Origin of the sequence: Sphingomonas sp. PP-CE-3G-477 (genome assembly GCF_003050745.1) — a bacterium.
In the GTDB taxonomy this organism is placed as follows: domain Bacteria; phylum Pseudomonadota; class Alphaproteobacteria; order Sphingomonadales; family Sphingomonadaceae; genus Sphingomonas.
This window is the reverse complement of the sequence record NZ_QAOF01000004.1, coordinates 169,078-193,446: the sequence shown is the minus strand read 5'-3', so window position 1 is coordinate 193,446 and position 24,369 is coordinate 169,078. Positions and strand designations below refer to the sequence as shown.

General features: G+C 65.7%; 23 protein-coding genes, 1 tRNA gene and 1 pseudogene. 11 read left to right on the top strand and 14 right to left on the bottom strand.

What is annotated here, in order from left to right; all coding sequences use genetic code 11:
• The first annotated feature begins 105 nt into the window (after positions 1–105).
• Positions 106–1,302, top strand: a complete 1,197-nt coding sequence (locus C8J45_RS10300) for an acetyl-CoA C-acyltransferase (RefSeq protein ID WP_107963144.1) — start codon at positions 106–108, stop codon at positions 1,300–1,302.
• 145 nt (positions 1,303–1,447) lie between these two features.
• Positions 1,448–2,224, top strand: coding sequence for an SDR family oxidoreductase (locus C8J45_RS10295; protein WP_107963143.1), 777 nt, complete (start codon positions 1,448–1,450; stop codon positions 2,222–2,224).
• Between the two features lie 126 nt (positions 2,225–2,350).
• On the opposite strand, the gene C8J45_RS10290 is transcribed toward C8J45_RS10295, so the two are convergent.
• The 5 genes from C8J45_RS10290 to C8J45_RS10270 all read right to left on the bottom strand — a co-directional run bounded on the left by C8J45_RS10290 (position 2,351) and on the right by C8J45_RS10270 (position 7,506).
• A complete protein-coding gene (locus C8J45_RS10290; RefSeq protein WP_107963142.1) occupies positions 2,351–2,566 on the bottom strand; it encodes a hypothetical protein in 216 nt (71 codons plus the stop codon).
• A 15-nt stretch (positions 2,567–2,581) separates the two neighbouring features.
• Entirely contained in the window at positions 2,582–3,994 is a 1,413-nt protein-coding gene (locus tag C8J45_RS10285; protein ID WP_107963141.1) for a dihydrolipoamide acetyltransferase family protein, read from the bottom strand.
• Positions 3,994–5,001, bottom strand: a complete 1,008-nt coding sequence (locus C8J45_RS10280; protein ID WP_056053047.1) for an alpha-ketoacid dehydrogenase subunit beta — start codon at positions 4,999–5,001, stop codon at positions 3,994–3,996. The genes C8J45_RS10285 and C8J45_RS10280 overlap by 1 nt, the downstream gene beginning before the upstream one ends.
• Positions 5,002–5,057: 56 nt before the next feature.
• A complete protein-coding gene (locus tag C8J45_RS10275; protein WP_107963293.1) occupies positions 5,058–6,347 on the bottom strand; it encodes a thiamine pyrophosphate-dependent enzyme in 1,290 nt (429 codons plus the stop codon).
• A 139-nt stretch (positions 6,348–6,486) separates the two neighbouring features.
• Positions 6,487–7,506, bottom strand: coding sequence for a fumarylacetoacetate hydrolase family protein (locus C8J45_RS10270; RefSeq protein WP_107963140.1), 1,020 nt, complete (start codon positions 7,504–7,506; stop codon positions 6,487–6,489).
• Positions 7,507–7,656: 150 nt separating this feature from the next.
• Between C8J45_RS10270 and C8J45_RS10265 the strand changes: the two genes are divergently transcribed.
• The 4 genes from C8J45_RS10265 (at position 7,657) to C8J45_RS10250 (ending at position 10,843) form a co-directional block, all read left to right on the top strand.
• Positions 7,657–7,899: a DUF6894 family protein gene (locus tag C8J45_RS10265; protein WP_107963139.1), complete on the top strand. Its 243-nt coding sequence runs from the start codon at positions 7,657–7,659 to the stop codon at positions 7,897–7,899.
• Between the two features lie 205 nt (positions 7,900–8,104).
• On the top strand, positions 8,105–8,824 hold the full coding sequence (locus C8J45_RS10260) for a Crp/Fnr family transcriptional regulator (protein ID WP_258191400.1): 720 nt from the start codon (positions 8,105–8,107) through the stop codon (positions 8,822–8,824).
• Positions 8,825–9,076: 252 nt separating this feature from the next.
• Entirely contained in the window at positions 9,077–10,519 is a 1,443-nt protein-coding gene (locus tag C8J45_RS10255) for a DEAD/DEAH box helicase (protein WP_107963137.1), read from the top strand.
• A 57-nt stretch (positions 10,520–10,576) separates the two neighbouring features.
• A complete protein-coding gene (locus tag C8J45_RS10250) occupies positions 10,577–10,843 on the top strand; it encodes a hypothetical protein (RefSeq protein ID WP_107963292.1) in 267 nt (88 codons plus the stop codon).
• A gap of 223 nt (positions 10,844–11,066) precedes the next feature.
• On the opposite strand, the gene C8J45_RS10245 is transcribed toward C8J45_RS10250, so the two are convergent.
• The 5 genes and pseudogenes from C8J45_RS10245 to C8J45_RS10225 form a co-directional block, all read right to left on the bottom strand.
• A complete protein-coding gene (locus C8J45_RS10245) occupies positions 11,067–11,732 on the bottom strand; it encodes a nitroreductase (protein WP_107963136.1) in 666 nt (221 codons plus the stop codon).
• A gap of 113 nt (positions 11,733–11,845) precedes the next feature.
• On the bottom strand, positions 11,846–13,141 hold the full coding sequence (hslU, locus tag C8J45_RS10240; RefSeq protein WP_107963135.1) for an ATP-dependent protease ATPase subunit HslU: 1,296 nt from the start codon (positions 13,139–13,141) through the stop codon (positions 11,846–11,848).
• 129 nt (positions 13,142–13,270) lie between these two features.
• Positions 13,271–13,813, bottom strand: coding sequence for an ATP-dependent protease subunit HslV (gene hslV, locus C8J45_RS10235; protein WP_056066793.1), 543 nt, complete (start codon positions 13,811–13,813; stop codon positions 13,271–13,273).
• A gap of 281 nt (positions 13,814–14,094) precedes the next feature.
• Positions 14,095–14,322 (bottom strand): annotated as a pseudogene (locus C8J45_RS10230) (3TM-type holin); the annotation flags it as partial.
• A 95-nt stretch (positions 14,323–14,417) separates the two neighbouring features.
• Positions 14,418–14,954, bottom strand: coding sequence for a glycoside hydrolase family 108 protein (locus C8J45_RS10225; RefSeq protein WP_107963133.1), 537 nt, complete (start codon positions 14,952–14,954; stop codon positions 14,418–14,420).
• A 498-nt stretch (positions 14,955–15,452) separates the two neighbouring features.
• Between C8J45_RS10225 and C8J45_RS10220 the strand changes: the two genes are divergently transcribed.
• The gene (locus C8J45_RS10220) at positions 15,453–17,735 is read left to right on the top strand and encodes an NADP-dependent malic enzyme (protein ID WP_107963132.1); all 2,283 of its coding nucleotides are present in this window, start codon (positions 15,453–15,455) and stop codon (positions 17,733–17,735) included.
• Positions 17,736–17,942: 207 nt separating this feature from the next.
• Here the strand turns inward: C8J45_RS10220 and C8J45_RS10215 are convergent.
• Positions 17,943–18,019, bottom strand: a tRNA-Pro gene (locus C8J45_RS10215).
• Between the two features lie 93 nt (positions 18,020–18,112).
• Positions 18,113–18,421, bottom strand: a complete 309-nt coding sequence (locus tag C8J45_RS10210; protein ID WP_107963131.1) for a putative quinol monooxygenase — start codon at positions 18,419–18,421, stop codon at positions 18,113–18,115.
• Positions 18,422–18,591: 170 nt separating this feature from the next.
• Between C8J45_RS10210 and yajC the strand changes: the two genes are divergently transcribed.
• The 4 genes from yajC (at position 18,592) to C8J45_RS10190 (ending at position 22,019) form a co-directional block, all read left to right on the top strand.
• A complete protein-coding gene (gene yajC / locus C8J45_RS10205; protein ID WP_056416442.1) occupies positions 18,592–18,933 on the top strand; it encodes a preprotein translocase subunit YajC in 342 nt (113 codons plus the stop codon).
• Entirely contained in the window at positions 18,933–20,537 is a 1,605-nt protein-coding gene (gene secD / locus C8J45_RS10200) for a protein translocase subunit SecD (protein WP_107963130.1), read from the top strand. The genes yajC and secD overlap by 1 nt, the downstream gene beginning before the upstream one ends.
• A gap of 14 nt (positions 20,538–20,551) precedes the next feature.
• Positions 20,552–21,526, top strand: a complete 975-nt coding sequence (secF, locus tag C8J45_RS10195; RefSeq protein WP_107963129.1) for a protein translocase subunit SecF — start codon at positions 20,552–20,554, stop codon at positions 21,524–21,526.
• A gap of 118 nt (positions 21,527–21,644) precedes the next feature.
• Positions 21,645–22,019 (top strand): MTH938/NDUFAF3 family protein, encoded by a 375-nt coding sequence (locus C8J45_RS10190; protein ID WP_107963128.1) that lies wholly within the window; start codon positions 21,645–21,647, stop codon positions 22,017–22,019.
• Here the strand turns inward: C8J45_RS10190 and C8J45_RS10185 are convergent.
• Both C8J45_RS10185 and C8J45_RS10180 read right to left on the bottom strand, forming a co-directional pair.
• On the bottom strand, positions 22,001–23,185 hold the full coding sequence (locus tag C8J45_RS10185) for a glycosyltransferase (RefSeq protein WP_107963127.1): 1,185 nt from the start codon (positions 23,183–23,185) through the stop codon (positions 22,001–22,003). The two genes, C8J45_RS10190 and C8J45_RS10185, sit on opposite strands and share 19 nt — an antisense overlap.
• Positions 23,186–23,474: 289 nt before the next feature.
• Positions 23,475–24,299 carry a class I mannose-6-phosphate isomerase gene (locus C8J45_RS10180; RefSeq protein WP_107963126.1) on the bottom strand — a complete coding sequence of 275 codons (825 nt, stop codon included), beginning with the start codon at positions 24,297–24,299 and terminating at the stop codon, positions 23,475–23,477.
• Positions 24,300–24,369 lie beyond the last annotated feature (70 nt).

Genomic DNA, 24,369 nt, shown 5'->3' with positions numbered 1-24,369 from the left:
GTCTCGATATCCGCCCGCTTGCGCGCCGGATAGCGTCAAAGCACTTTCAAACGATCGGGCCACCGCCTAGATTATCTGCATACCCGATCCTCGAAAGGTTCCAGCATGCGTGAAGCCGCCATCGTCTCGACCGCCCGTACCGCTATCGGCAAGGCGTATCGCGGCGCTTTCAATGCGACCGAGGCGCCGGTGCTGGCGGGGCATGTGATGAACGCGGTGGTCGAGCGCGCGGGGATCGATCCGGCGCGGATCGACGAGGTGTTCTGGGGCGTCGGCAATCAATGGGGCACGCAGGGCGGCAATGCAGGGCGGATGGCGATCTTCGCGGGCGGGCTGCCGGGATCGGTGCCCGCGTTTACGCTCGATCGGAAGTGCGGGTCGGGGCTGACCGCGGTGGCGCTCGCGGCGCGGACGATCATGTGCGACGAGGCGGATGTCGCGCTGGCGGGCGGGATGGAGTCGATCAGCTACACCGTGACGAAGGACGCGCCGCGCTTCGTCAATGCGAGCGTCCTGGCGAAGGAGCCGGCGGCTTATATCCCGATGATCGAGACCGCCGAGATCGTCGCGGAGAAATACGGCATCAGTCGCGAGGCTCAGGACGAATACGCCGCGATGAGCCAGCAGCGTGCTGCCGCCGGGCTGGCGAGCGGAGCATTTGCCGAGGAGATCGTGCCGATCACCGTCGAAAAGGCGCTCTACGACAAGCAGGGCGCGCATGCCGGGATCGAGAGCGTCACCTTGTCGCAGGACGAGGGCATTCGCGCGGGGACGACGCTGGAAGGATTGCGCGGGCTGAAGACGGTGTGGCCGGGCGGCGAGTTCTCGGGGCCGGGATCGAGCGTGACTGCGGGTAATGCGAGCCAGTTGTCAGACGGGGCATCTGCGCAACTACTGATGGATCGCAAGACCGCGGAGGCCGAGGGCAAGGACATCCTCGGCATCTACCGCGGGTTCCAGGCGGCGGGGTGCAGCCCGGCGGAGATGGGTATCGGGCCGATCTTCGCGATCCCGAAACTGCTCGAGCGGGCGGGGTTGTCGGTTGGTGACATCGGGCTCTGGGAGCTGAACGAGGCGTTCGCGTCGCAGTGCCTGTATTGTCGCGATTTCCTCGGGATCGATCCGGAGAAGTACAACGTCAACGGCGGCGCGATCGCGGTCGGGCATCCGTTCGGGATGACGGGGTCGCGGCTGGTCGGGCATGCGCTGATCGAGGGACGCAAGCGCGGGGTGCGCTATGTCGTGGTGTCGATGTGCACCGCGGGGGGCATGGGCGCGGCGGGGTTGTTCGAGATCGTTTGACGCGGGGGCTGATGGAGCCGTGCCCTCACCCTTCCCACGGCGAAGACGCCGCGGGCCCCTTCCCTCTCCCCGATGGGAGAGGGTGTAGTTGCCAAGACATCGGCGGCGGCGCAGGTTCTTGGCTTCTCGGATAGGGATGCGGGCTATGACGACGGCATTGATCACCGGCGCATCGGCGGGTTTGGGCGAGGGTTTTGCGCGGGCGCTTGCGGCTGAGGGCAATGCGCTGATCCTGACCGCGCGTCGGGTCGATCGGTTGGAGGTGCTGGCCGCCGAACTGCGTGCGGCGCACGGCGTCACGGTGCACGTGTTTGCCGCCGATCTCGCGGACCAGGCTGGTCCGGACACGCTCATGGCTGCCATCGCAGCCGCCGCGTTGCCGATCGACATACTCGTCAACAATGCCGGGTTCGGCGCGCGGGGTGATTTCGCGGCGCTCGATAGCGCGCTGCAACTGGGCATGATCGACCTGAATTGCCGTGCGCTGGTGGCGCTGACGCATGCCGTGCTGCCGCAGATGATCGCGCGCGGATCGGGCGGAATCCTCAACCTCGCTTCGGTCGCGTCGTTCCAGCCGGGGCCGTGGATGGCGGTCTATTATGCGAGCAAGGCGTTCGTGCTGAGCTTTTCCGAGGCGTTGCACGAGGAGGTGAAGGGCAAGGGCGTGCGCGTGGCGGCGCTGTGCCCCGGGCCCACGCGGACCGAGTTCGCCGATGTGGCTGGGCTCGGCGATACCGCGCTGTTCGAGCGACTGGCGAGCGATCCGGCGGCGGTGGTGCGTGACGGGTTGGCGGCGCTGGCCGCAAACCGGGCGGTGAAGGTGTCGGGTGCGCTGAACTTCGCGATGGCCGAGGGGATACGGTTTACGCCGCGGAGTCTTGCCCGGCGGATCGCGGGGTCTTTGCAGAAGGCTCGGGGGTGATGTGGGTCTAGGGGTGTAAACACCGGTTCCGCTTGCCGCCCCCTCCATCAGGCTTTGCCTGCCACCTCCCCCTGGCGGGGGAGGATTGTCTGGGTACTTCACGTCTGCGGCGTAGGCGCGCGGCGGTTAGCGGCTGACCATGCCGGTTATGGTGATCTGACCGCCACGATCGACGATCTCGCCGTCGACCATGCCGCTCACGAGCACGGTTGCGCCCGGTTCGACGATCAGCATGCCGTCGATCATCCCGGCGATCTCGGCGGTGGCGCCGGCTGGGACGATCGCGGTGCCGTCGAGCATGCCCTCGAACTTACCCTCGATCGTCAGGTCTCCGCGGTGCATGCCCTTCACGTGCGTTCAGTCCGCGAAGAGCAGGACGGGGGTTTCGAGGTACTTCTTGAGACCCTGGACGAAGCTTGCCGCGTCCCAGCCATCGACGACGCGGTGGTCGCAGCTGATCGACAGGTTCATCAGCTTGGCGCGGACGACCTCGTCGCCCCCTCTTCCATCAGAACGGAAGACCGGGCGTTCGACGATCTTGTTGGGGCCGATGATCGCGACTTCGGGGCGGTTGATGACCGGGGTCGTGGCGATGCCGCCGAGCGGGCCGAGCGAGGTCACGGTGATCGTGCCGCCGCCCATTTCGCTGGGGGCGAGCTTGCCGGCGCGGGCGGCTTCGGCGAGGCGCGTGATCTCGGTGGCGAGCTGCCAGACGTTGCGGTCCTGTGCGTCGCGGATCACGGGAACGGTGAGGCCGGCGTCGGTCTGCGCGGCCATGCCGAGGTGGATGGCGCCGTGGCGCGTGACCACGCCCGCCTCGTCGTCGTAGCGCGCGTTGAGCATCGGGAAGTCGGGGATCGTCTTGCAGATCGCGACGATCATCAGCGGCAGCATCGTCAGCTTGGGGCGACCGCCGCGGTTGGCGTTTAGGTCGGCGCGCATCGCTTCGAGGGCGGTGACGTCGATCTCGTCGACATAGGTGAAGTGCGGGATCGCGCGCTTCGATGCGGCCATGTTCTCGGCGATGCGGCGACGCATGCCGATGACCTTGATGGGCTGGTCTTCGCGAACGCGCGACGCGTGCGGGGGGTGGTAGCCTTCGCCCGAGCCGTAGCGGAGATAGGCGTCGAGGTCGGCGTGGCGGACGCGGTCGGAGTCGGTCTTTACCGAGGCGAGGTCGATGCCGAGGTCGCGGGCGCGGGCGCGGACTGCGGGGGATGCGAGCGCATGGGCCTTTTGCTCCGCCTCAGCCACAGGAACGGCTTGCGCCTGCTGCTCCCTCTCCCCGTTGGGGAGAGCACGTGCTTGCTGCTCCCTCTCCCCGTTGGGGAGAGGGCTGGGGTGAGGGGCTGGGGCAGTTGCCTGCGTTTCCGCCTGGGGCTGCCCCTCACCCCGACCCTCTCCCCGGAGGGGAGAGGGAGGTGTCACCACCTCTTCGACGCCCGGGTTCTCGGCTTCGTATTGTTCGGCTGTTTCCGCCTGCGCCGAGGTCAGAGGCGCGGCGACGACTTCGTCCGCGGCGTCGACCGCGTCCGTCTCGATCACCACGAGCGCAGCGCCGATCGAGACCTGATCGCCGACTTCGCCCGCGAGTTCGACGACCACGCCGGTCACCGGCGACTCCATCTCGACGGTGGCCTTGTCGGTCATCATGTCGGCGATCGGCGAATCCTCCTCGACGCGGTCGCCGATGGCGACGTGCCACGCGACGATCTCGGCCTCGGAGATGCCTTCGCCGATGTCCGGCAGCTTGAAGGTGAAGCGGGCCATTATGCGTCCTTCATGATCTTTTTCAGGGCTTCGCCGATGCGAACCGGCCCCGGGAAATACGCCCATTCGAGGCTGTGCGGGTACGGCGTGTCGAACCCGGTCACGCGCTCGATCGGCGCTTCGAGATGGTAGAAACAGCGTTCCTGGACGATCGCCGACAGCTCCGCGCCGAAGCCGCTGGTGCGAGTCGCCTCGTGGACGATCATGCAGCGGCCGGTCTTCTTCACCGACGCCTCGATCGTCTCGATATCGAGCGGGACGAGCGTGCGCAGGTCGACGATCTCGGCGTCGATCCCGGCCTCGGCGACGACGGCCGCGCAGACATGAACCATCGTGCCGTAGGCAAGGATGGTGAGCGCCTCGCCGGCACGGACGATCTTCGCCTTGCCGAGTTCGATCTTGTAATAGCCGGTCGGGACTTCGCCGGCGGGGTGCTTCGACCAGTTCTGCGACGGGCGATCCCAATAGCCGTCGAACGGGCCGTTGTAGATGCGCTTGGGCTCGAAGAAGAGCGTCGGATCATTGTCCTCGATCGCGGCGATCAGCAGGCCCTTGGCGTCATACGGCGTCGACGGGATGACCGTCTTGATGCCGGACATGTGGGTGAAGAGCCCCTCGGGCGACTGGCTGTGCGTCTGGCCGCCGAAGATGCCGCCGCCGAACGGGGAGCGGACCGTGATCGGCGAGGTGAACTCGCCGGCGGAGCGGTAGCGCAGGCGTGCGGCTTCGGACACGAGCTGGTCGAGCGCGGGGTAGATATAGTCGGCGAACTGGATCTCGGGGACGGGACGCAGGCCGTAGGCGCCCATGCCCACCGCGACGCCGATGATGCCGCATTCGGTGATCGGGGTGTCGAACACTCGGGTCTTGCCGTGCTTGGCTTGCAGCCCGGCGGTCGCGCGGAACACGCCGCCGAAATAGCCGACGTCCTCGCCCATGACGATCACGTCGGGGTCGCGCTCCATCATGATGTCCATGGCGGAGTTGATCGCCTGGATCATGTTCATGCGGGTGATGGGTTCGGCGTCCGTTGCCTCGGACTCGGGTGCTTGCGTCATGTCGCTCATGCCTTGCGATCCCATGGACGGCCGCTGGCCGTTTCCTCGTCGAGCATCTGCTGGCGCTGCTCCTTCAGATGCCACGGCAGTTCCTCGAACACGCCGTCGAACAGCGATTCGAGCGGCTGATGGAGGCCGTGGCCGAGGATGCCATTCTTCTCGGCTTCCTTCTGCGCAGCCTTGACCTGCTCGGCGAGTTCCTTGTCCTGCGCGGCGTGGCGCTCGTCGTCCCATTCGCCGATCGCGATGAGGTGATCCTTGAGGCGCTTGATCGGGTCGCCGAGCGGCCAGGCATTGGGTTCGCCTTCGCTGCGATACTGGCCCGGATCGTCGGAGGTCGAATGGCCTTCCGCGCGGTAGGTGAAGTGCTCGATCAGCGTCGGGCCCTGGTTGGTGCGCGCGCGCTCGGCGGCCCATTCGGTCGCTGCATAGACCGCCAGCGCATCGTTGCCGTCGACCCGAAGCCCGGCAATGCCGTAGCCGACCGCGCGTGCCGCGAAGGTCGTTGCCTCGGCGCCGGCGAACCCGGAGAAGCTAGAGATCGCCCACTGGTTGTTGACGACGTTGAAGATCACCGGCGCGCGGTAGACCGCGGCGAAGGTGCAGGCGGAGTGGAAGTCGCCCTCAGCGGTCGAGCCTTCGCCGCACCAGGTTGCGGCGATCCGCGTGTCGCCCTTGGCGGCGGAGGCCATCGCCCAGCCGACCGCCTGCGGATACTGCGTCGTGAGGTTGCCCGAGATAGAGAAGAAGCCGGCTTCCTTGACCGAATACATGATCGGCAACTGCTTGCCGCCGAGCCTATCGGCCGTGTTCGAATAGATCTGGTTCATCATGTCGACGAGGCTCCAGCCCCGCGCGATCAACAGCCCCTGCTGGCGGTACGAGGGGAAGCACATGTCCTCGTAGTCGAGCGCATAGGCCGCCGCGACCGCGACCGCCTCCTCACCAAGCGCCTTCATGTAGAAGCTGGTCTTGCCCTGCCGCTGTGCGCGGAACATGCGCTCGTCGAATGCGCGGAGCAGCGCCATGCTGCGCAACATGCGGCGCATCACGTCGGGCGAAAGCTTGGGGTCCCAAGGCCCGACAGCGTTGCCGTCGTCGTCGAGTACGCGGACCAGCGTGTAGGCGAGATCGATGAAGTCGGACGCCTTGTCCGCGGTGTCGGGGCGGCGCGCTTCGCCGGCGGGCGGCACGTCGACTTCGGCAAAGTCCGCCGCATCGCCGGGGCGGAACTTCGGCTCGGGGACATGCAGCGTAAGTGGCTGCAAATTGGCGCGCGGATGCTCGCTTGCCATCGTCATTCCATCTCCATGAGGCCGCTGTGACCGCGGAACACTCTTACCGAGGCTTGTTATTAAATTTCAACGCATATTGTGAGGGGGAGTTGCGCATTCACGATGTGCCGCGCGGATTTTTTCTCCCCCTCCGCCGAATTCAGCCGCCGACGGTCTGCTCGATCACGCCGAAGATCGGATGGCGCTTGTCGTCTTCCGCCCAGATGCGGACGACGTCGCCCTGCTTTAGGAACGGCGTGACGGGCTTGCCGCCCTGGATCGTCTCGATCGTCCGCACTTCGGCGAGGCAGGAATAGCCGACGCCGCCTTCGGCAACCGACTTGCCGGGGCCGCCATCGGCACCGCGGTTCGAGACGGTGCCCGAGCCGATGATCGTCCCCGCCCCCAGCTTCCGCGTCTTGGCCGCGTGCGCGACGAGCGTGCCGAAATCGAACGTCATGTCCTCGCCGGCTTCGGCGCGACCAAGCGGCTGGCCGTTGAGGTCGACCATCAGCTTGCGGTGCAGCTTGCCGTCCTTCCACCAGTCGCCGAGCGCATCGGGAGTGACGAAGACCGGCGAGAACGCGCTGGCCGGTTTCGACTGGAAGAAGCCGAAGCCCTTGCCGAGCTCGCCGGGGATCAGGTTGCGAAGCGAGACATCGTTGGTGAGCCCGACCAGCAGGATCGCCGCCAGCGCCTCGTCGCGACTCGCACCGAGGGGGACGTCGCCGGTGACCACGACGACCTCGCCCTCCATGTCGCAACCCCAGGACTCGTCGGCGAGCGGGATCGGATCGCGTGGGCCGAGGAACCCGTCCGAGCCGCCCTGGTACATCAGTGGGTCGTGCCAGAAACTGTCCGGCATGTCCGCCGCTCGCGCCTGTCGCACGAGCGCGACGTGGTTCACATATGCCGAGCCGTCCGCCCATTGATACGCACGCGGCAACGGCGACTCGGCGTCATGCTCGTGGAAGCGCCGCATCGGGATCATCTCATGCTCGAGATCGGTCGCCAGGTTCTTGAGGTCCAGCGACAATCGATCCCAGTCGTCGAGCGCGGCCTGCAGCGTCGGCGCGATATGGCTCGCATCGGCATACCAGGCGAGGTCGTTGGAAACGACGACGAGCTTGCCGTCTCGCCCGCGGGTGGCATCGGGATGCTTCAGACTGGCCAGTTTCATGCAGCGGATCCTCTATTTGTTTGCAACGTCCTACGCCCCTGAGGCAGTTCAAGTCGAGTATGCCGCTGGTGCCAAACCTGATTTTGGTGAAAGCGGTTAGATTTCCAGCCTGTTAGGATCGGGCTTGCGTAACGGTAGAGGAAGTCGAGCATGCCCAGATACTTCTTCGATACCGACAACCATACGCACGACGGCGACAACGAGGGCACGGACCTCGCGGACGACGACGAAGCGCGGGTCCAGGCGATTATCTTCGCCGGCGATTACCTGCGCGATCATCCCGGGATCGTCAGCGCAGGCAACCGCTTCAGCGTGTCGGTCCGCGATGCACGAGATACGATCCTGTTGACCGTCGTCGTCACGGTCGAAGACCCCCGCGAACCAGGCGAATGATGGCACGCGCCTGACTGGCGGCGGGGAGTCTTTCGGCCCGCGCATCGAGGCGAGACGCCGTCATATAGTTTAACATGGGTTTTACCATTCGGCTCAATCCTGGGATAAGGTGAGCACGTTCGCAACGCGCTATCCTTATGAAGGGGAGAGCGAGAAACCAGTGCTCCTGCCTTTGATGCGGAGCGTGCACGTGGATAATTCCACCGTGACTGAACAGTTGATTCGAAAGTTCGCATCGCGAGTCGCGATGAGTGCGGCCGATCGTGCGCACGTAGCGACATTGCCCTTCAAGGTCCGGACGATCGACGCGTCGACGTATGTTCTGCGCGAGGGGCAGCGACCGACCCGGTGCGCGTTCATCGTCGAAGGCCTTGCCTACCGTCAAAAGCTGACGCCCAACGGCGAACGCGAGATCGTATCGATCCTGACGCCCGGCGAATTCGTCGATCTTCAAAACCTGTTTCTCGATGAATCCGACCACGACATCCAGGCATTGACCCGCGTCACGCTGGCGGAAATCCCCATCACCGCGTTGCGACAGCTTATTGCGGCATGTCCGGCGGCGGGTCATGCGCTGTGGATCGATGCGCTGGTCGAATCGTCGATACACCGGGAATGGCTGCTCAACATCGGTCGTCGCAACGCCCGCAGCAGGCTCGCGCATCTGCTGTGCGAGTTTTCCGTTCGGTTCAACAAATCGACCTCGGGCGGCGACATCGCCTATGAGCTGCCGATGACGCAGGAACAGCTCGGCGATGCACTCGGGCTGACCCCCGTTCATGTGAACCGCGTGCTGAAATCGCTGGAGACGGACCAGTTGATCGTCCGCAAGAAACGCCAGGTCAGCGTGGTGGATTGGTCGCGATTGCGCGACGTCGCGGAATTTAACGAACGCTATCTGCACCTTGGGCAGGTCATCGGCTAAACCGCGATCCGCACCGCGATCCGCAGGGGGCTACGCTTGCCGTCCGAACGGCAAAGCTTGACTTTTCGCGCGGTTTGCTTCACCTGCGGCATATCGAGGCGTAATGCAGCGTGATTGGACCCTAGCCGGTCTTAGCTCCGCCTCGGTCGTTTCCAACGGGCTTCCCTTTTCACGCGGGGTGTCAAAACACCACCGCCCCTCGCGCGTCCTTGTGTGGATTCGCGAGCCCGGCATCTATTTGAGAGACTATTCATGTCATTTGCAAACCTCGGCCTCGCCGAGCCGCTCGTCCGTGCGCTCGAAGCCAAGGGCTATACCGAGCCGACGCCGATCCAGGCCCAGTCGATCCCGATCCTGCTCGAGGGTGGCGATCTGCTCGGCATCGCGCAGACCGGCACCGGCAAGACCGCGGCATTCGTGCTGCCGTCGATCCAGCGGCTGACCGAAAACCAGAAGCGCGTCCTGCCGACGCATTGCCGCATGCTGGTGCTCGCACCGACGCGCGAACTCGCCAGCCAGATTGCAGACAGTGCCCGCGCTTACGGCCAGTTCAGCAAGATGTCGGTGACGACCGTGTTCGGCGGAACCAGCATCAACAAGAACCGCCAGGACATGAGCCGCGGCGTCGACATCCTCGTTGCCACGCCGGGCCGCCTGATCGACCTGATCGAGCAGGGCTTCGTGAACCTGTCGATGATCGAGATCCTCGTGCTCGACGAAGCCGACCAGATGATGGATCTTGGCTTCATCCACGCGCTGAAGAAGATCGTCCGCATGCTGCCGAAGAAGCGCCAGACGCTGTTCTTCTCGGCGACGATGCCGGTCGCGATCCGCGAGTTGGCCAGCCAGTTCCTGCTCGACCCTAAGACGGTGTCGGTGAAGCCGGCCGCGACGACGGCAGAGCGCGTCGACCAGTATGTCACCTTCTGCAACCAGTCGGAGAAGCAGGCGCTGTTGACGATCACGCTGGCCGATCCGGCGATCGACCGTGCGCTCGTGTTCACGCGCACCAAGCATGGCGCGGACCGCGTCGTGAAGCTGCTGGCCGGCAACGGTATCGCGTCGAACGCGATCCACGGCAACAAGAGCCAGGGCCAGCGTGAGCGCGCCCTCGGCGAATTCAAGCAGGGCAAGGTCAAGGTCCTGATCGCGACCGACATCGCCGCACGCGGCATCGACGTCTCGGGCGTTTCGCACGTCATCAACTTCGAGCTGCCGAACGTCGCCGAGCAGTATGTCCACCGCATCGGCCGTACCGCGCGTGCGGGCGCGAGCGGCATCGCCGTCGCGTTCTGCGCGGATGACGAGAAGGCGTACCTGCGCGACATCGAGCGGATCACCCGCCAGAAGGTCCAAGTCCGTTCGCTGCCGGACGATTTCGTCAACCTGTCGAACCAGATCAAGCAGACGCGCGTGAAGACGATGGGTGCCGATCCCGAGGTCCGGATCGACCGTCCGCGCGATCCGGCACGGCCGCGCGCGACGCATTCGCCGCGGGCGACCGGGACGACCGGCCGCAACTATGCGGGTGCTAGCCGTGGTGGCCAGGGTGGCGGCCGCGGTCAGGGCGGCGGCGGCGGTCGTCCGCAGGGCGGTGGTCGTCCCGGCGGCCAGAGCGGCGGCGGTCGTCCGGCTGGTGGCGGCGGCGGTGGTCGTGGTCCGAGCCGCGGCGCGGGCCCGAGCTCGGCACGCTAAGGAGCATTCGTTCGCCTCGCGGGTTTGGTGTAGACCGGTCCCGCGAGGAGAATGCTCATGGACGTTTCCACTACACCTGTCGCCGAACGCGTCGCGCGCGTGCTGGCGGGACAGCGGATCAGCGCGAACGCCGGCGGCGATGCCGAATCAGCGTCGCGGCTGATCGACGATGCGTGGGCGGACTATCTGCCCGATGCGCTGGCGGTCCTGAAAACGTTGCGCGAGCCTGACAAGGCGATGGCCGCGGCGGGTGACCCTGCGGTCTGGGAAGCGATGATCCTCGCGGGGATCAAGGGTGCCGAGCCGGTTACGGTAATCCTCTAAAAACCTGTTTCCCCGCCAAGGCGGGGACCCAGTCTGGGTACCCGCCTTAGCGGGTGAACAAAATGGGGGCGAGGCACTTGGCCCATATACACCACCCCGGCGAAGGCCGGGGCCCAGTTGGCAAGGCCGGCGTAACGAAGCGCTTTCATCCGTTACAATCGTCCCCCAACTGGGCCCCGGCCCTCGCCGGGGCGGTGGCTTAATTTTGAGGTAACTGCGCAGGTTAGCTGATCGTTGTCAGCCATTCCGCCTCGTCCGCACGCTCCGTGCGCAACGCGTTGGCAGTCGCACTCTTGTCCTCATAACCGATCGCCATGCCGCAGAAGAGCATGCGGTCGTCGGGCATGTCCAAGACCCTTCCGACCGTTTCCGGATACATCGCCCAGCATTCCTGTGGGCAGGTGGCGAGGCCGGCGTCGACCGCGAGCAGCATCAGGTTTTGCAGGTACATGCCGAGGTCCGACCATTGCGGCGGCCCCATGCAGCGATCGACCGTGCAGAAATACGCGGCGGGGGCGCCGAAGAACTGGAAGTTTTGGGCGAACCATTTTTGGCGTGCGGGCTTGTCGTCGCGGGGGATGCCGAGGTGCGCGTACATAGCTTCGCCGACGGCGTAGCGGCGGTCCCGGTATGGGGCGACGAGGTCGCGAGGGTAGACGTCGTAGGCTGGGGTTTCGGTTGCGCCAGTGGCGATCTTTTCGGCCATTATGGCCTTGAGCCGGGTCATGGCGTCACCCTGGACGATGGCGATGTGCCAAGGCTGGAGGTTGCCGCCGGTCGCGGCCCGGGACGCTTTTACAGCGAGGTCGCGGAGGAGTGCGGGATCGACGGGGGTGTCGAGGAAGCCTCGGACGGAGCGGCGAGCGGCTATGGCTTCGGTCACGTCCATGGTTTCTCCTCTCCAATTTTGTTCTCCTGCGCACGCAGGAGTCCAGGGTTACGAGCGTTTCGCCACGTTACCCTGGATTCCTGCGTTCGCAGGAAAACGGTTAGGCTTGGCCCTTACAGCACGAACCGGCTCAGGTCGGTGTTGCGGGCAATTTCCTTCAGCTGGCTGTCGACGTACGCGCCGTCGATGACGAGGTTCGAGCCGCCGCGGTCCTCTGCATTGTAGCTCACCTCCTCGAGCAGCTTTTCCATTACCGTCTGCAGACGCCGGGCGCCGATGTTTTCGATCTCCGAGTTCACCTCTGCGGCGATGCGCGCGATCGCGGCGATGCCGTCTTCGGTGAACTCGATGCCGACGCCTTCGGTGGCGATCAGCGCCTTGTATTGCAGCGGCAGCGACGCTTTGGTGTCGGACAGGATCGCGACGAAATCGGCTTCGGTCAGGCCCTTCAGTTCGACCCGGATCGGCAGGCGGCCCTGCAATTCGGGGAGCAGGTCGCTCGGCTTGGCGACGTGGAACGCGCCGCTTGCGATGAAGAGGATGTGGTCGGTCTTCATCGGGCCGTACTTGGTCGCGACGGTTGTGCCCTCAATCAGCGGGAGCAGGTCGCGCTGGACGCCTTCGCGGCTGATCGAACCGCCGCGGCCGTCCGAGACGGCGATCTTGTCGATCTCGTCGAGGAAGACGATGCCGTTGGCCTCCGCGTCGGCAAGGGCCGCACGGCTGACCTCGTCCTGGTCGAGACGCTTGTCGGCCTCTTCCTCGACGAGCTTGTCCCACGCCGCGTGGACGGTGAGCTTCCGGCGCTTCAACTGCTGGCCGCCGCCAAACGACTTCATCATCTCGCCGAGATTGATCATCTGCGGCGCGCCGCCGGGGATTTCGAACGGCGTGGTCGGCGCCTGCTCGACTTCGATCTCGACTTCGGCGTTATTGAGATGGCCGTCGAGGAAGCGCTGCTTGAAGCTCTCGCGCGTCGCTTCACTCGCGTTCTTGCCGGTGAGGGCGTCGAGCAGACGTCCCATCGCCGCTTCTTCCGCCTTGTCCTTGACGGCTATACGACGCCGTTCCTTTTCGAGGCGGATGGCTTCCTCGACGAGGTCGCGGGCGATCTGTTCGACGTCGCGGCCGACATAGCCGACTTCGGTGAACTTGGTCGCCTCGACCTTCACGAACGGCGCGTCGGCGAGCTTGGCCAGACGGCGGCTGATCTCGGTCTTGCCGCAGCCGGTCGGTCCGATCATCAGGATGTTCTTGGGCGTGACCTCGTCGCGGAGATCTTCGCTGAGCTGCTGGCGGCGCCAGCGGTTGCGCATCGCGACGGCGACCGCGCGCTTGGCGGCGGCCTGGCCGATGATGTGAGCGTCGAGCGCGGCGACGATGGCCTTTGGGGTGAGCTGGTCGTTCATGGTTTTCTCGCTCCCCTCCCGCAAGCGGGAGGGGCTGGGGGTGGGCTCGCGCTTCCCTCGAAGGTTGCGCTGGAGGTGAGCGGGCGCCCACCCCCTGCCCCCTCCCGCTTGCGGGAGGGGGAGAAGGAATTACGTCGTGCTGTCCATCGTTTCGACCGTGAGGCGGTCGTTGGTGTAGACGCAGAGCTCGGACGCAATGCCCATTGCCTTGCGGCAGAGGACTTCGGCGTCGGTCTCGTATTCTACCAGCGCTCGGGCCGCGGCGAGCGCGTAGTTGCCGCCGGAGCCGATCGCCGCGACGCCGTTCTCGGGTTCGAGGACGTCGCCGTTGCCGGTGAGGATCAGCGTCACGTCCTTGTCGGCGACGATCATCATCGCTTCGAGGTTGCGGAGGAACTTGTCGGTGCGCCAGTCCTTGGCGAGCTCGACCGCGGCGCGGAGGAGCTGGCCCTGGTGCGCTTCGAGTTTGCGCTCGAGGCGCTCGAACAGCGTGAACGCGTCGGCAGTCGCACCGGCGAACCCGCCGATGACGCTGCCGTCGCCTAGGCGGCGGACCTTGCGCGCGTTGGGTTTCATGACGGTCTGGCCCATCGAGACCTGGCCGTCGCCGATCACGACGACCTTGCCGCCGCGGCGGACCGAGAGGATCGTGGTGCCGTGCCATGTCGGCATGGCGTGGGGGTCGTTGCTCATAGGCGCGATGTAGGGTTTGGTTTTGGGGGTGCAACGGGGCCCGACCATGTCCGCTTACGCTACCCCTGCCGTTCGTCCCGAGTAGCGATCGAGCTTGTCGAGATTGCGTATCGAGGGATTGAGGTTGCGCGCGTCACCTGTACCTCGATACGCGCCCTCGATACGCCCAAGGGGGCTACTCGGTCGCTACTCGGCACGAACGGGTGTGGGGAGTGCGGGCGATTTATTCTGCGCGAATGACGTCCCAAGGCGAGCACATCTCACCGCCCCTTCCCCCATTCGCGCGCCACCGTGTAGCCGAGATAGCCGGTGGCGAAGAGTGCGTAGAGGGGTTCGGGGATCGCGTTGAGGTACGCGGACATCCCGGCGGCGATCGCCTGTGCCGTTTGTGGGCGGACGGCGGCGATCAGGCCTGCGGGGATTGCGCCGAGCAGCAAGGTGTACATCACGTAGAGAAACGTCGGGCGGGCTCGCGTGATCCAGGGATCTGGTGCGGGATCAAGGGGTTGCGCGGTCATTGGCTGCCTCCGGCAAAAGTGAAGTATAGGAAGTGTAGACGCTGGGAGCGTTTCGTCGGGGCGTCTCAGGTGCGGTTGGCGAGCCAGCCGTAGAGGAAGGCTTCGTTGGCGGGACGCGTCTCGGCGAGCGCTACGTAGCGTTCGCCCTGGAGCGCCTCGATCGCTTTCAGCAGCACGGTTTCGCCGCGGGGTTTTCGGCGGGATAGGAAGGCGTCGAGCGCGGTGAGCGTCGCTGGGCCGATGCGGCCGTCGAGGGTCATGTCGGGGTAGTCGGTGGCGCCTCGGTTGAGCGCGTTGAGCGCGCGTTGGAGGAAGGTGGCGGCGACCGCGGGGCCCATGTTGACGCCGGTGTCGAAGAGTTCTTCGGCGATCTTGGGGGTTCGGGGGGCGATCTGGTCGAAGGCGGGGCGGGTCCAGTAGAGACGGCGGTAGATGGTTTCGGCCTGGTCGCGGGGGAAGTTGCGCATATCTCCGGGGTAGCCGTTGGTGCGGGCTACTTGTTGCGTGATGCCGTATCTGGTGGGGCCGCCTCGGTCGGCGGGGTGGTTGGTGTAGCCGCCTTCGCGGTCGATGACGGCGTCGATTAGGTGGTCGATGGTCATGGCTGGCTCCCGGTTTTGTTGGCGGGAGCGAACCATATTGGTTCGCTTTAGGACAGGGGATTCTTGGCGGGTCATGCCCTGCATCGTTCCCTCACTTCCGCTCTCTACCGTTCCCCCGCGGAGGCGGGGAGCCAGGGTTACGGCGGACGCCGCTCGTGATTCCTGGGCTCCCGCTTTCGCGGGAGAACGAAAAAGGGGGCCCGGCCCATCCGATCAGATCGCACCTCCCCGGCGGAGGCCGGGGTCCAATTGGGGGACGGTTGTAACGGAGGACGGCGCTTCGTTACCTCTGACGTTCCAACTGGGCCCCGGCCTTCGCCGGGGTGGTGGCCAGTTCCAGGGTAGCCGGCGTGCACCCGCCCCCCACCCAAACCGACGCTACGTCCGCGCGGGGTTGGCGGATTGGTGCCCCTAAGGCTATGCGCTCCCTTGAACATTCGCCGCGGGCCTTGCCCGCGCCCACCCGGTCGCCGCCGCGGCCGACAGGTTAGGAAGACCATGGAAGACGATTTCCGCAAAGCCGCGCTCGATTATCACCGCTATCCAAAGCCCGGTAAGCTCTCGGTCGAGGCGACCAAGCGGATGGCGACGCAGCGCGATCTGGCGCTCGCGTACTCGCCGGGCGTGGCCGCTGCGTGCGAGGAAATCGCCGCCGATTCGGACAAGGCGCGCGACTATACCGCGCGGGGCAATCTGGTCGCGGTCATCACCAACGGTACCGCGGTGCTGGGGCTCGGTGCGATCGGTGCGCTCGCGTCGAAGCCGGTGATGGAGGGCAAGGCGGTGCTCTTCAAGAAATTCGCCGGGATCGACTGCTTCGACATCGAGATCGACCAGCTCGATCCGCAGGCGTTCATCGAGGCGGTCCGCGTGCTCGAGCCGACGTTCGGCGGGATCAATCTCGAGGACATCAAGGCACCCGAATGCTTCGAGATCGAGACGAAGCTGCGCGAACTGATGAACATCCCGGTGTTCCATGACGACCAGCACGGCACCGCGATCGTGTGTGCCGCCGCAGTGCGCAACGTGCTCGAACTGCGCGGCAAGCGGCTCGACCAGATGAAGCTGGTGACGTCGGGCGCAGGCGCGGCGGCGCTCGCGACGGTCGACCTGCTGGTGTCGATGGGGCTCAACCCCGAGAACGTGACGCTGACCGATATCGCGGGCGTCGTGCACAAGGATCGCGGCGACGTGATGCCGCCAAACATGGCACGGTACGCGCGCACGACCAACGCGCGGACCCTGCCGGACGTGCTGGAGGGGGCAGACATCTTCCTCGGGCTGTCGGCACCGCGCGTGCTGAAGCAGGAATGGCTGCATCTGCTCGCGCCCGATCCGCTGATCCTGGCGCTGGCGAACCCTGAGCCGGAGATCCAGCCGGCGCTGGTGCATGCGACGCGGCCCGACGCGATCATCGCCACGGGCCGCTCGGATTTTCCGAACCAGGTCAACAACGTGCTCTGTTTCCCGTTCATCTTCCGCGGGGCGCTCGACGTCGGCGCGACCGAGATCAACGAGGCGATGAAGGTGGCGGCGGTCGACGCGATCGCGGCCCTGGCGCGCGCTACGGCTTCCGATGTGGTCGTCACCGCCTACGGTGGCGCGACGCCGGTGTTCGGGCCGACCTACATCATCCCCAAGCCGTTCGATCCGCGGCTGATCCTGCATGTCGCGCCGGCAGTGGCGAAGGCGGCGATGGACTCGGGCGTAGCGACGCGGCCGATCGAGGATTTCGATGCGTACCTGCGTGACCTCGAAGTGTTCGTGTACCGCTCGGGCCAGCTGATGCGGCCGATCTTCGCGCGCGCCAAGCAGGCGGGGCGCTCGATCGCGTATGGCGAAGGCGAGGACGACCGCACGCTGCGCGCGGTGCAGACGGTGATCGACGAGGGTATCGGGCGGCCGGTGCTGATCGGGCGGCGCGAGGTGATCGCCGAGAAGATCCAGTCGAGCGGGTTGCGGATGGCGATCGGCACCGATGTCGAGGTGCTCGATCCGGGTACGGACCGCGAAGTGTTCGATCCGTTGCTTGCCGGGTACAACGCGCTGGTCGGGCGTCGTGGGTCGCCGCCCGACAGCGCCGAGCGTGCGCTGCGGACTCGTCCGAGCGTGGCGGCGGCGATGCTGCTGCGTGAGGGCCGCGTCGATGCGGCCTTGTGTGGGGGCATCGGCGACTGGTGGACGCAGATGACGTACGTCATGCCGTTGATCCCGCGGATGCCGGGCGTCTCGCGGCTATATGCGATGTCGGCAGTGATCCTGCGCACCGGCAGCTTGTTCTTCTGCGATACGCACGTGACGGTCGATCCGACCGCCGAGCAGATTGCCGAGATGACCTTGCTCGCGGCCGAAGCGGTGCGGGCGTTCGCGATCGAACCGAAGGCGGCGTTGCTGTCGCATTCGAGCTTTGGTGCGTCGCGGTCGCCCTCGGCGCAGAAGATGCGCGCGGGGCATGCGTTGCTGAAGGAGTTCGCGCCGGAATTCGAGTTCGACGGCGAGATGCACGGCGATGCGGCGTTGTCGGAGGCGCTGCGGCGGCGGTTGGTCGCGGACAGTCCTTTGACCGGGTCGGCGAATTTGCTGGTGATGCCGAACATCGATGCGGCGAACATCGCGGTGTCGTTGCTGTCGGCGTCGACCGAGTCGTTGCCTCTGGGGCCGATGCTGCTGGGGCTTGCGAAGCCGTTGCAGATGATGGTGCCTAGCGTGACGGCGCGCGGGATCGTGAACCTCAGCGCGGTTGCCGTGGGTCATGCGGCGACGGTGAGCGAGACGGCGTAAGATCACCGGACGGGGCCGGCATCAGGGTCGGCCCCATTCCAAGTTCAGTCATCCCCGCGCAGGCGGGGACCCATACGGGCTGGCGTTGCTGGTGACAGGCAACGTTCGAGTTTATGGGTCCCCGCCTCCGCGGGGATGACGACGAGTGTAACGGGATGCGCTCGCACAAGAGCTGCACGAGTCCGTCTTTTCATCGATATAAGAAAATGGTCGGAGCGACAGGATTCGAACCTGCGACCCCCACACCCCCAGTGTGGTGCGCTACCAGGCTGCGCTACGCTCCGACCGAACGGGCCGCATAGCAGCCCGAGCCGCGCGCTCTACGCAGGGTCGGCGTGCGATGCAAGTCGCAACGCCGCTTGGCCGCAAAGATTACATCACTCGCCCATCAGCGTACGCCAGAACCTGCCGTCGTACGCCTTCACGCTGATCTGCTCGATCGTGTACCCGCCGAGCGCGCGACCGAATGCCTTCTGGTGATCAGCCTGGCCGTGCGCGGCGATCGCCTCGGGACTCGCCCAGCGTTCGGAGATCCGGATCAGGTCGGGATCGACCAGATCGAGCGCGAGATTGTAGAACTCGCAGCCGTCCTCCGCGGCGCAGGCGGCCATGTGCGCGACCAGCATGTCGGCGATCTTCGCGCCCTCGCCTGCGGCCAGCTTGATATGCCCCATCACCAGAATCATCGCATCTCTCCTGTTTCGCCCCGGTTTCGCCGCAACTTCATCGTGGTCTCTACACGAACCGTCTACGCCCGCGTCAGTTGCACGGGACCCCAAGCGATGATAGCGGGCGGACCATTGCGACCGGCCGCGCGGCGCGCGAACCGAGCCACCCTTCACAGATACGGAACTCCATGTTCATCTCACCAGCATACGCCCAGGCCGCAGACGGCGCCGCCACGGCCGGAGGCGGGATCGCCTCGTTCCTGAGCCTCGCGCCGCTCTTCCTCGTGTTCGTCGTGTTCTATTTCCTGATGATCCGTCCGCAGCAAAAGCGCATGAAGGCGCTGCAGGCGTCGGTCGCCGCGGTGAAGAAGAACGACAGCGTCGTCACCTCGGGCGGGATCCTCGGCAAGGTGACCAAGGTCGAGGATAATGTCGTCGAGGTCGAGATCGCGCCGAATGTCCGTGTGCGCGTCGTCAAGGCGACGCTGACCGACATCACCAGCCCGAACACGAAGCCGGCCAACGACTGATGTTGGATTTTCCGCGCTGGAAGGTCGGGTCGATCATCGGGTTGCTGGCGGCACTCTGCCTGCTGGCGATCCCGAGTTTCCTCCCCGAGAGCACCACGAGCCAATGGGCGCGGATTCCGCATCCGCACATCAACCTCGGGCTCGATCTCGCCGGCGGCAGCTATCTGCTGCTCGAGGCGGATACCGCCGACCTCGCCGCGACGCGGATCGAGGCGATGCGCGACAGCGTCGCGGGGACGATGCGCAACGGGACGCCGCGGATCGAGATCGGCGACATTTCGACGCGGGGCGGCCAGCTGAGCTTCCTGCTGCGTGATCCGAGCCAAGTCGACGCGGCGCGCGAACGCCTGCTGGCGATCACCGGCGGTGGCGCCGGGATGAGTGGCCAGCGCGAGTGGGACATCACCGTCGTCGACACGAGCCGGTTCGTGCTCAAGCCGACCGAGGCCGGCCTGACCCAGGCGATCGACACCGCGATGAAGGACGCGACCGAAGTCGTCCGCCGCCGCATCGACGAACTCGGCACCAAGGAGCCTACGATCGTTCGCCAGGGCGCGACCCGGATCGTCGTCCAGGTGCCAGGGCTGCAGAACCCGCAGGCGCTGAAAAGCCTGCTCGGCAAGACCGCCAAGCTCGAATTCAAGCTGGTCGACCAGACCGCCAACCCGACAGACCTGGTCAAGGGCATCGCCCCGGTCGGCAGCCAGGTCCTCCCCTACCCCGGCAACCCGCAGGGCGTGCCGTTCATCGCGGTCAAGCGCTCGGTGATCATCTCGGGCGACCAGCTCGCCGATGCACGCCAGGAGTTCGAGCAGCAGTCGAACGCGCCGCAAGTCGCGATCACGTTCGACGCGGTCGGCGGCCGTCGCTTCGCCAAGGTGACGACGGAGAACACGAACAAGCCGTTCGCGATCATCCTCGACAATTCGGTAATCTCGGCCCCGAACATCAACGAGCCGATCCTCGGCGGTCGCGCGTCGATCTCGGGCAATTTCACGGTCGAGTCCGCGAACGCGCTCGCGATCTCGCTCCGCTCGGGCAAGTTGCCGGTCAACCTGAAGATCATTGCCGAGAGCACCGTCAGCCCCGATCTTGGCAAGGATTCGATCCGGGCCGGCGTGCTGGCCTCGATCATCGCGGCACTCGCGGTGATCGTGTTCATGTTCGTCACCTATGGCCGGTTCGGTGTCTATGCGAACCTTGCGGTGGTCATAAACATCCTGGTCATCGTCGCGGTGATGGCGATGCTGAACGCGACGCTGACGCTGCCCGGTATCGCCGGATTCGTGCTGACGATCGGTACCGCGGTGGATGCCAACGTGCTGATCAACGAGCGTATCCGCGAGGAGCGGCGACGCGGGCGTAGCGTGATCCAGTCGGTCGAGCTCGGCTACAAGGAAGCATCGCGGACGATCTTCGAGGCCAACGTGACGCACGCCATCACCGGCGTGATCATGCTGCTGCTCGGCTCGGGTCCGGTGAAGGGCTTTGCGGTCGTTCTGCTGATCGGGATCTGTACGTCGGTGTTCACCGCCGTCACGTTCACGCGGATGATGGTCGCGTTGTGGCTGCGGAAGAACCGCCCCACCACGATCAATATTTGAGGCGGGAGATAACCATGCGCCTGCTGAAACTCGTACCCGACAACACCAACCTGAAGTTCGTGTCGCTCCGTAAATGGGCGTTCGGGCTGACCCTGATCCTCTCGCTTCTCGCGGTGGGCCTTGTCGCATTCCGCGGCCTGAACATGGGCGTCGATTTCGTCGGGGGCGTCCTGATGGAGCAGAACTTCGCGACTGCGCCGTCGATCGAGGCGGTGCGGACCGAGGTCGATCGACTCGGCGTAGGCGAAGCGGCAATCCAGTCGTTCAGCGATCCCAAGACGCTGTCGATTCGTCTTCCCCTGCCGGAGAACGGCGACGAGGGTGCCACCAACCGACTCGTCAAGAAGGTGTCGGACGATCTCGCGGTCAAGTTCCCCGGCTCGACCTTCTCGAAATACGATACGATTACCGGTAAGGTGTCCGACGAGCTGATTACTAAGGGCCTGCTCGCGGTGGTGCTCTCGATCCTCGGCATCGCGCTGTTCGCGGTCGTGCGGTTCGAATGGCAGTTCGGCGTGTCGACGATCGTCGCGATCGTCCACGATCTGCTGATGACCGTCGGCTTCTTCGCGCTGATGCGGAATTATTTCGAGGTCGATCTCAACATCGTCGCGGCGGTGCTGACGATCATCTCGTACTCGATCAACGACAAGATCGTGATCGACGACCGTATCCGCGAGAACATGCGCCGGTATCGGAAGATGGACATGCGCGAGATCATCGACCTGTCGGTGAACGAGACGCTGCCGCGCACCGTGATGACGTCGGTGACGATCCTGCTCGCGCTGGTCGCGATGCTGGTGCTCGGCGGCCATGTGCTGCGCGGGTTCACTGCGGCGATGATCCTGGGTATCGTCGTGGGGACGTATTCGTCGATCTACGTGTCGTCGTCGCTGCTGATCACGCTGGGTCTGCGGGCCGATCCTGCACCGCGCAAGGGCGGCGTGCAGGACGGAGCTGAGCGGGTTGGTCCGAAGGTCGAGCGTTGATTTACATGCTTCCGTCATTCCCGCGGAGGCGGGAACCCATAGTGGCTGGCGTCGCGATCGAGTCGCTGGCGGTTGCCAATATGGGTCCCCGCCTTTGCGGGGATGACGGGGTTTTGTCATGAGGATGGACCGCGAGAAGACCGATGGACCGATGATCTCGGCGATCGGTCGGGCCGGGTTCAAGGTCGACGACGGCTATTATACCGCACTGTCGATCAGTCCCGAACGCGCGGATGGCTGGGAGCCGCCGGCGTTCGAAGCGCTCGGCGAGGTGGATGTGGCGGCGTTGCTGGCGCTCGATCCGCCGCCGGAGTTCCTGTTGCTGGGGACCGGTTCCGCGCTTCGCCAGCCGCCGCTTGCGTTCAAGAAGGCGGTTGAGGCGCGGGGGTTCGGCATCGAGGCTATGGACAGTCGCGCCGCCGCTCGGGCGTGGGCGGTCCTTCGCGGCGAAGGTCGCTGGATCGTGGCGGCGCTCTACCCTCTCGAGGGGTAACCCGCGACGAGCGCCACAAAGTGCGCGTACAGCGTTGCGGTATTTCTTTCCCAAGTGAAGCCGGCGGCCATCGCGCGCGTCGCGGACCGAGCGGGCGGACTGCCCAGCAGATCCTTGATCGCCGCCGCAAACGCCAGCGGATCGCCGATCGTCACGCGACCGGCCTCGGACGATGTGACCACCTCGCGCGCGCCGCCGGCGTCGGTAATGACGACGGGCGTGCCGCAGGCGAGCGACTCGACCCAGACGTTGGCAAGCCCTTCGGACTCCGACGCCAACGCGCTGACATCGGCGGCAGCGATCAGCGCGGGCAGGTCGGCATGCGGCAACGCGCCGAGCAGGCGAACGCGGTCGCCGACGCCGAGCCGGGCGATCAACGCCTCCAGGTCGGCGCGAGCGGGGCCATGCCCGGCGATCAGCAGCGAGACTCCGGGCAGCGCCGCAACCGCTTCGATAACGACATCATGCCCCTTGCGCGGCAATAGCCCGCCGATCGCGATGACGAGCGGACCTTGCACGCCGAGTTTCACCTTGGCCGATGCCCGATCGTCGACGGGGCGGAAGCGGTCCTGATCTACCCCGGTGTGATGCACCGAGATGCGGTCGGCCGGCATGCCGAGCGTCACCATGTCGGCCTTCATCGCCGCGCTGACCGCCAGCAGTCCGGCTGCTCCCTGCCCGGCTTTGCGCACCTGCGCTGCGGTCGCGGGCGCTTCGCCCCAATAGTGGATGTCGGAGCCGCGCGCCTTGATCGAGACGGGGACGCCGTAGCGCTTGCCGAGCGCGACTGCGGCGGGGCCTTCGGGAAAGAAGAACGACACGTCGATCACGTCGAACGCGAAGTCCGCCCGGATCGCGTCGAGCACGGGGACGAGGGCGCGTTCCAGGGCAGCGGCATGGTGCCGTCCTTGCGTGAACGGGAGCGCGGTGAAGCGGGGCCGGTGGACGTCGACGCCCTTCCAGCGTTCGCGGTGCGGTAGTTTCGCAAGCGGCGCGTAGTGGCGGAAATTGCCCAGAATGCCGGGTGGGAGGCCGATCGGCGCGACCACTTTCAGGTCGACGTCGGGATGCGCCGCCAGGCTCAGCGTCTGCCGCTCGACGAAGCCGCCGAAGTTCGGGCGGGTGGCGTCGGGGAACAGGGTAGAGAGGGTGAGAACGCGCAGCATTGCGCGGGGGTATAGCGCGGCAGTTAATGGGTGGTGAGTGCGAAGCGGCGGTTACCCGTTACTCCACCCCGGCGGAGGCCGGGGCCCAATTGGAGAGGTGGCAATAATAGCGTGCCACGTTTCGTTAGCAACGTTCCCCAATTGGGCCCCGGCCTTCGCCGGGGTGGTGGTGATTTGGGCTGGTAACGACCTTCGATTACCCTGTTTCCCCGCGAAGGCGGGGACCCAGGTTGGGCTCCCGCCTTCGCGGGAGAACAAGGGCGGGAAGCGCTCTTCCCGCCCAGCTTGATCAGATCCGCTTCGCCAACGGATACGCGAACAGCAGGTCCGCATCCGCGCTGGTCGACACGGTCTCGCTGCCCGTCATCGTCGCGCATTCGCCTGCCTTGAACGCGACGCCGGCGACTTCGCCCGAGCCGGCGATCGGGATCACCCAGCCGGTCGTGCCCTCGGGCAGGTTGACGACATGGTCGCCGCCCTTCCAGCGCTCGAGCACGAACTTCGGCCCTTCGACCATGATTGTCCGGCCCGTCTCGATCTCGATCGGCGGTGCGACCGGGACGTACGGCGTAGGATCGGCGACCTCGATCCCGTCCTTCAGATGGAGTTCGCGGTCGCTGCCGTAATCGTACAGGCGATAGGTGGTCTCGGAGTTCTGCTGAACCTCGATCACCGTCACGCCGCCGCCGATCGCGTGGATCGTGTCCGACGCGCAGTACATGAAGTCGCCTGGCTTCACCGGCTTCCAGTCGAGCTTGTCCTCGATCGTGCCGTCGATCGCCGACTGGCGCAGTTCGTCCTTCGAGATCGGCTCCTTGGTGCCGACCGCGATCGTCGAATTGGGTTCGGCCGCCAGGATCGTCCAGCATTCGTCCTTGCCGCGCGGCAGGCCGCGGGCGTGCGCCTGCTCGTCGTTCGGATGAACCTGTACCGACAGTTTCTCGCTCGTGAACAGATACTTGATCAGCAGGTCGGGCGTGGTGTTGCCGGGCTCCTGGAACCAGACTTCGCCGATCGGCGGCGTGCCGGCGGCAGGGTCCTCGAAACCGGGCCAGAGCGTGTCGCGACCCCATGGCTTTTCGACGCGGTGGGTGTGCAACAATGTGGCCGGCATGACATGATCCTCGACTGAATGGCGTAACGCGAACGCATGACTATTGCCGTGCGATCCGGCGCACGTGAAG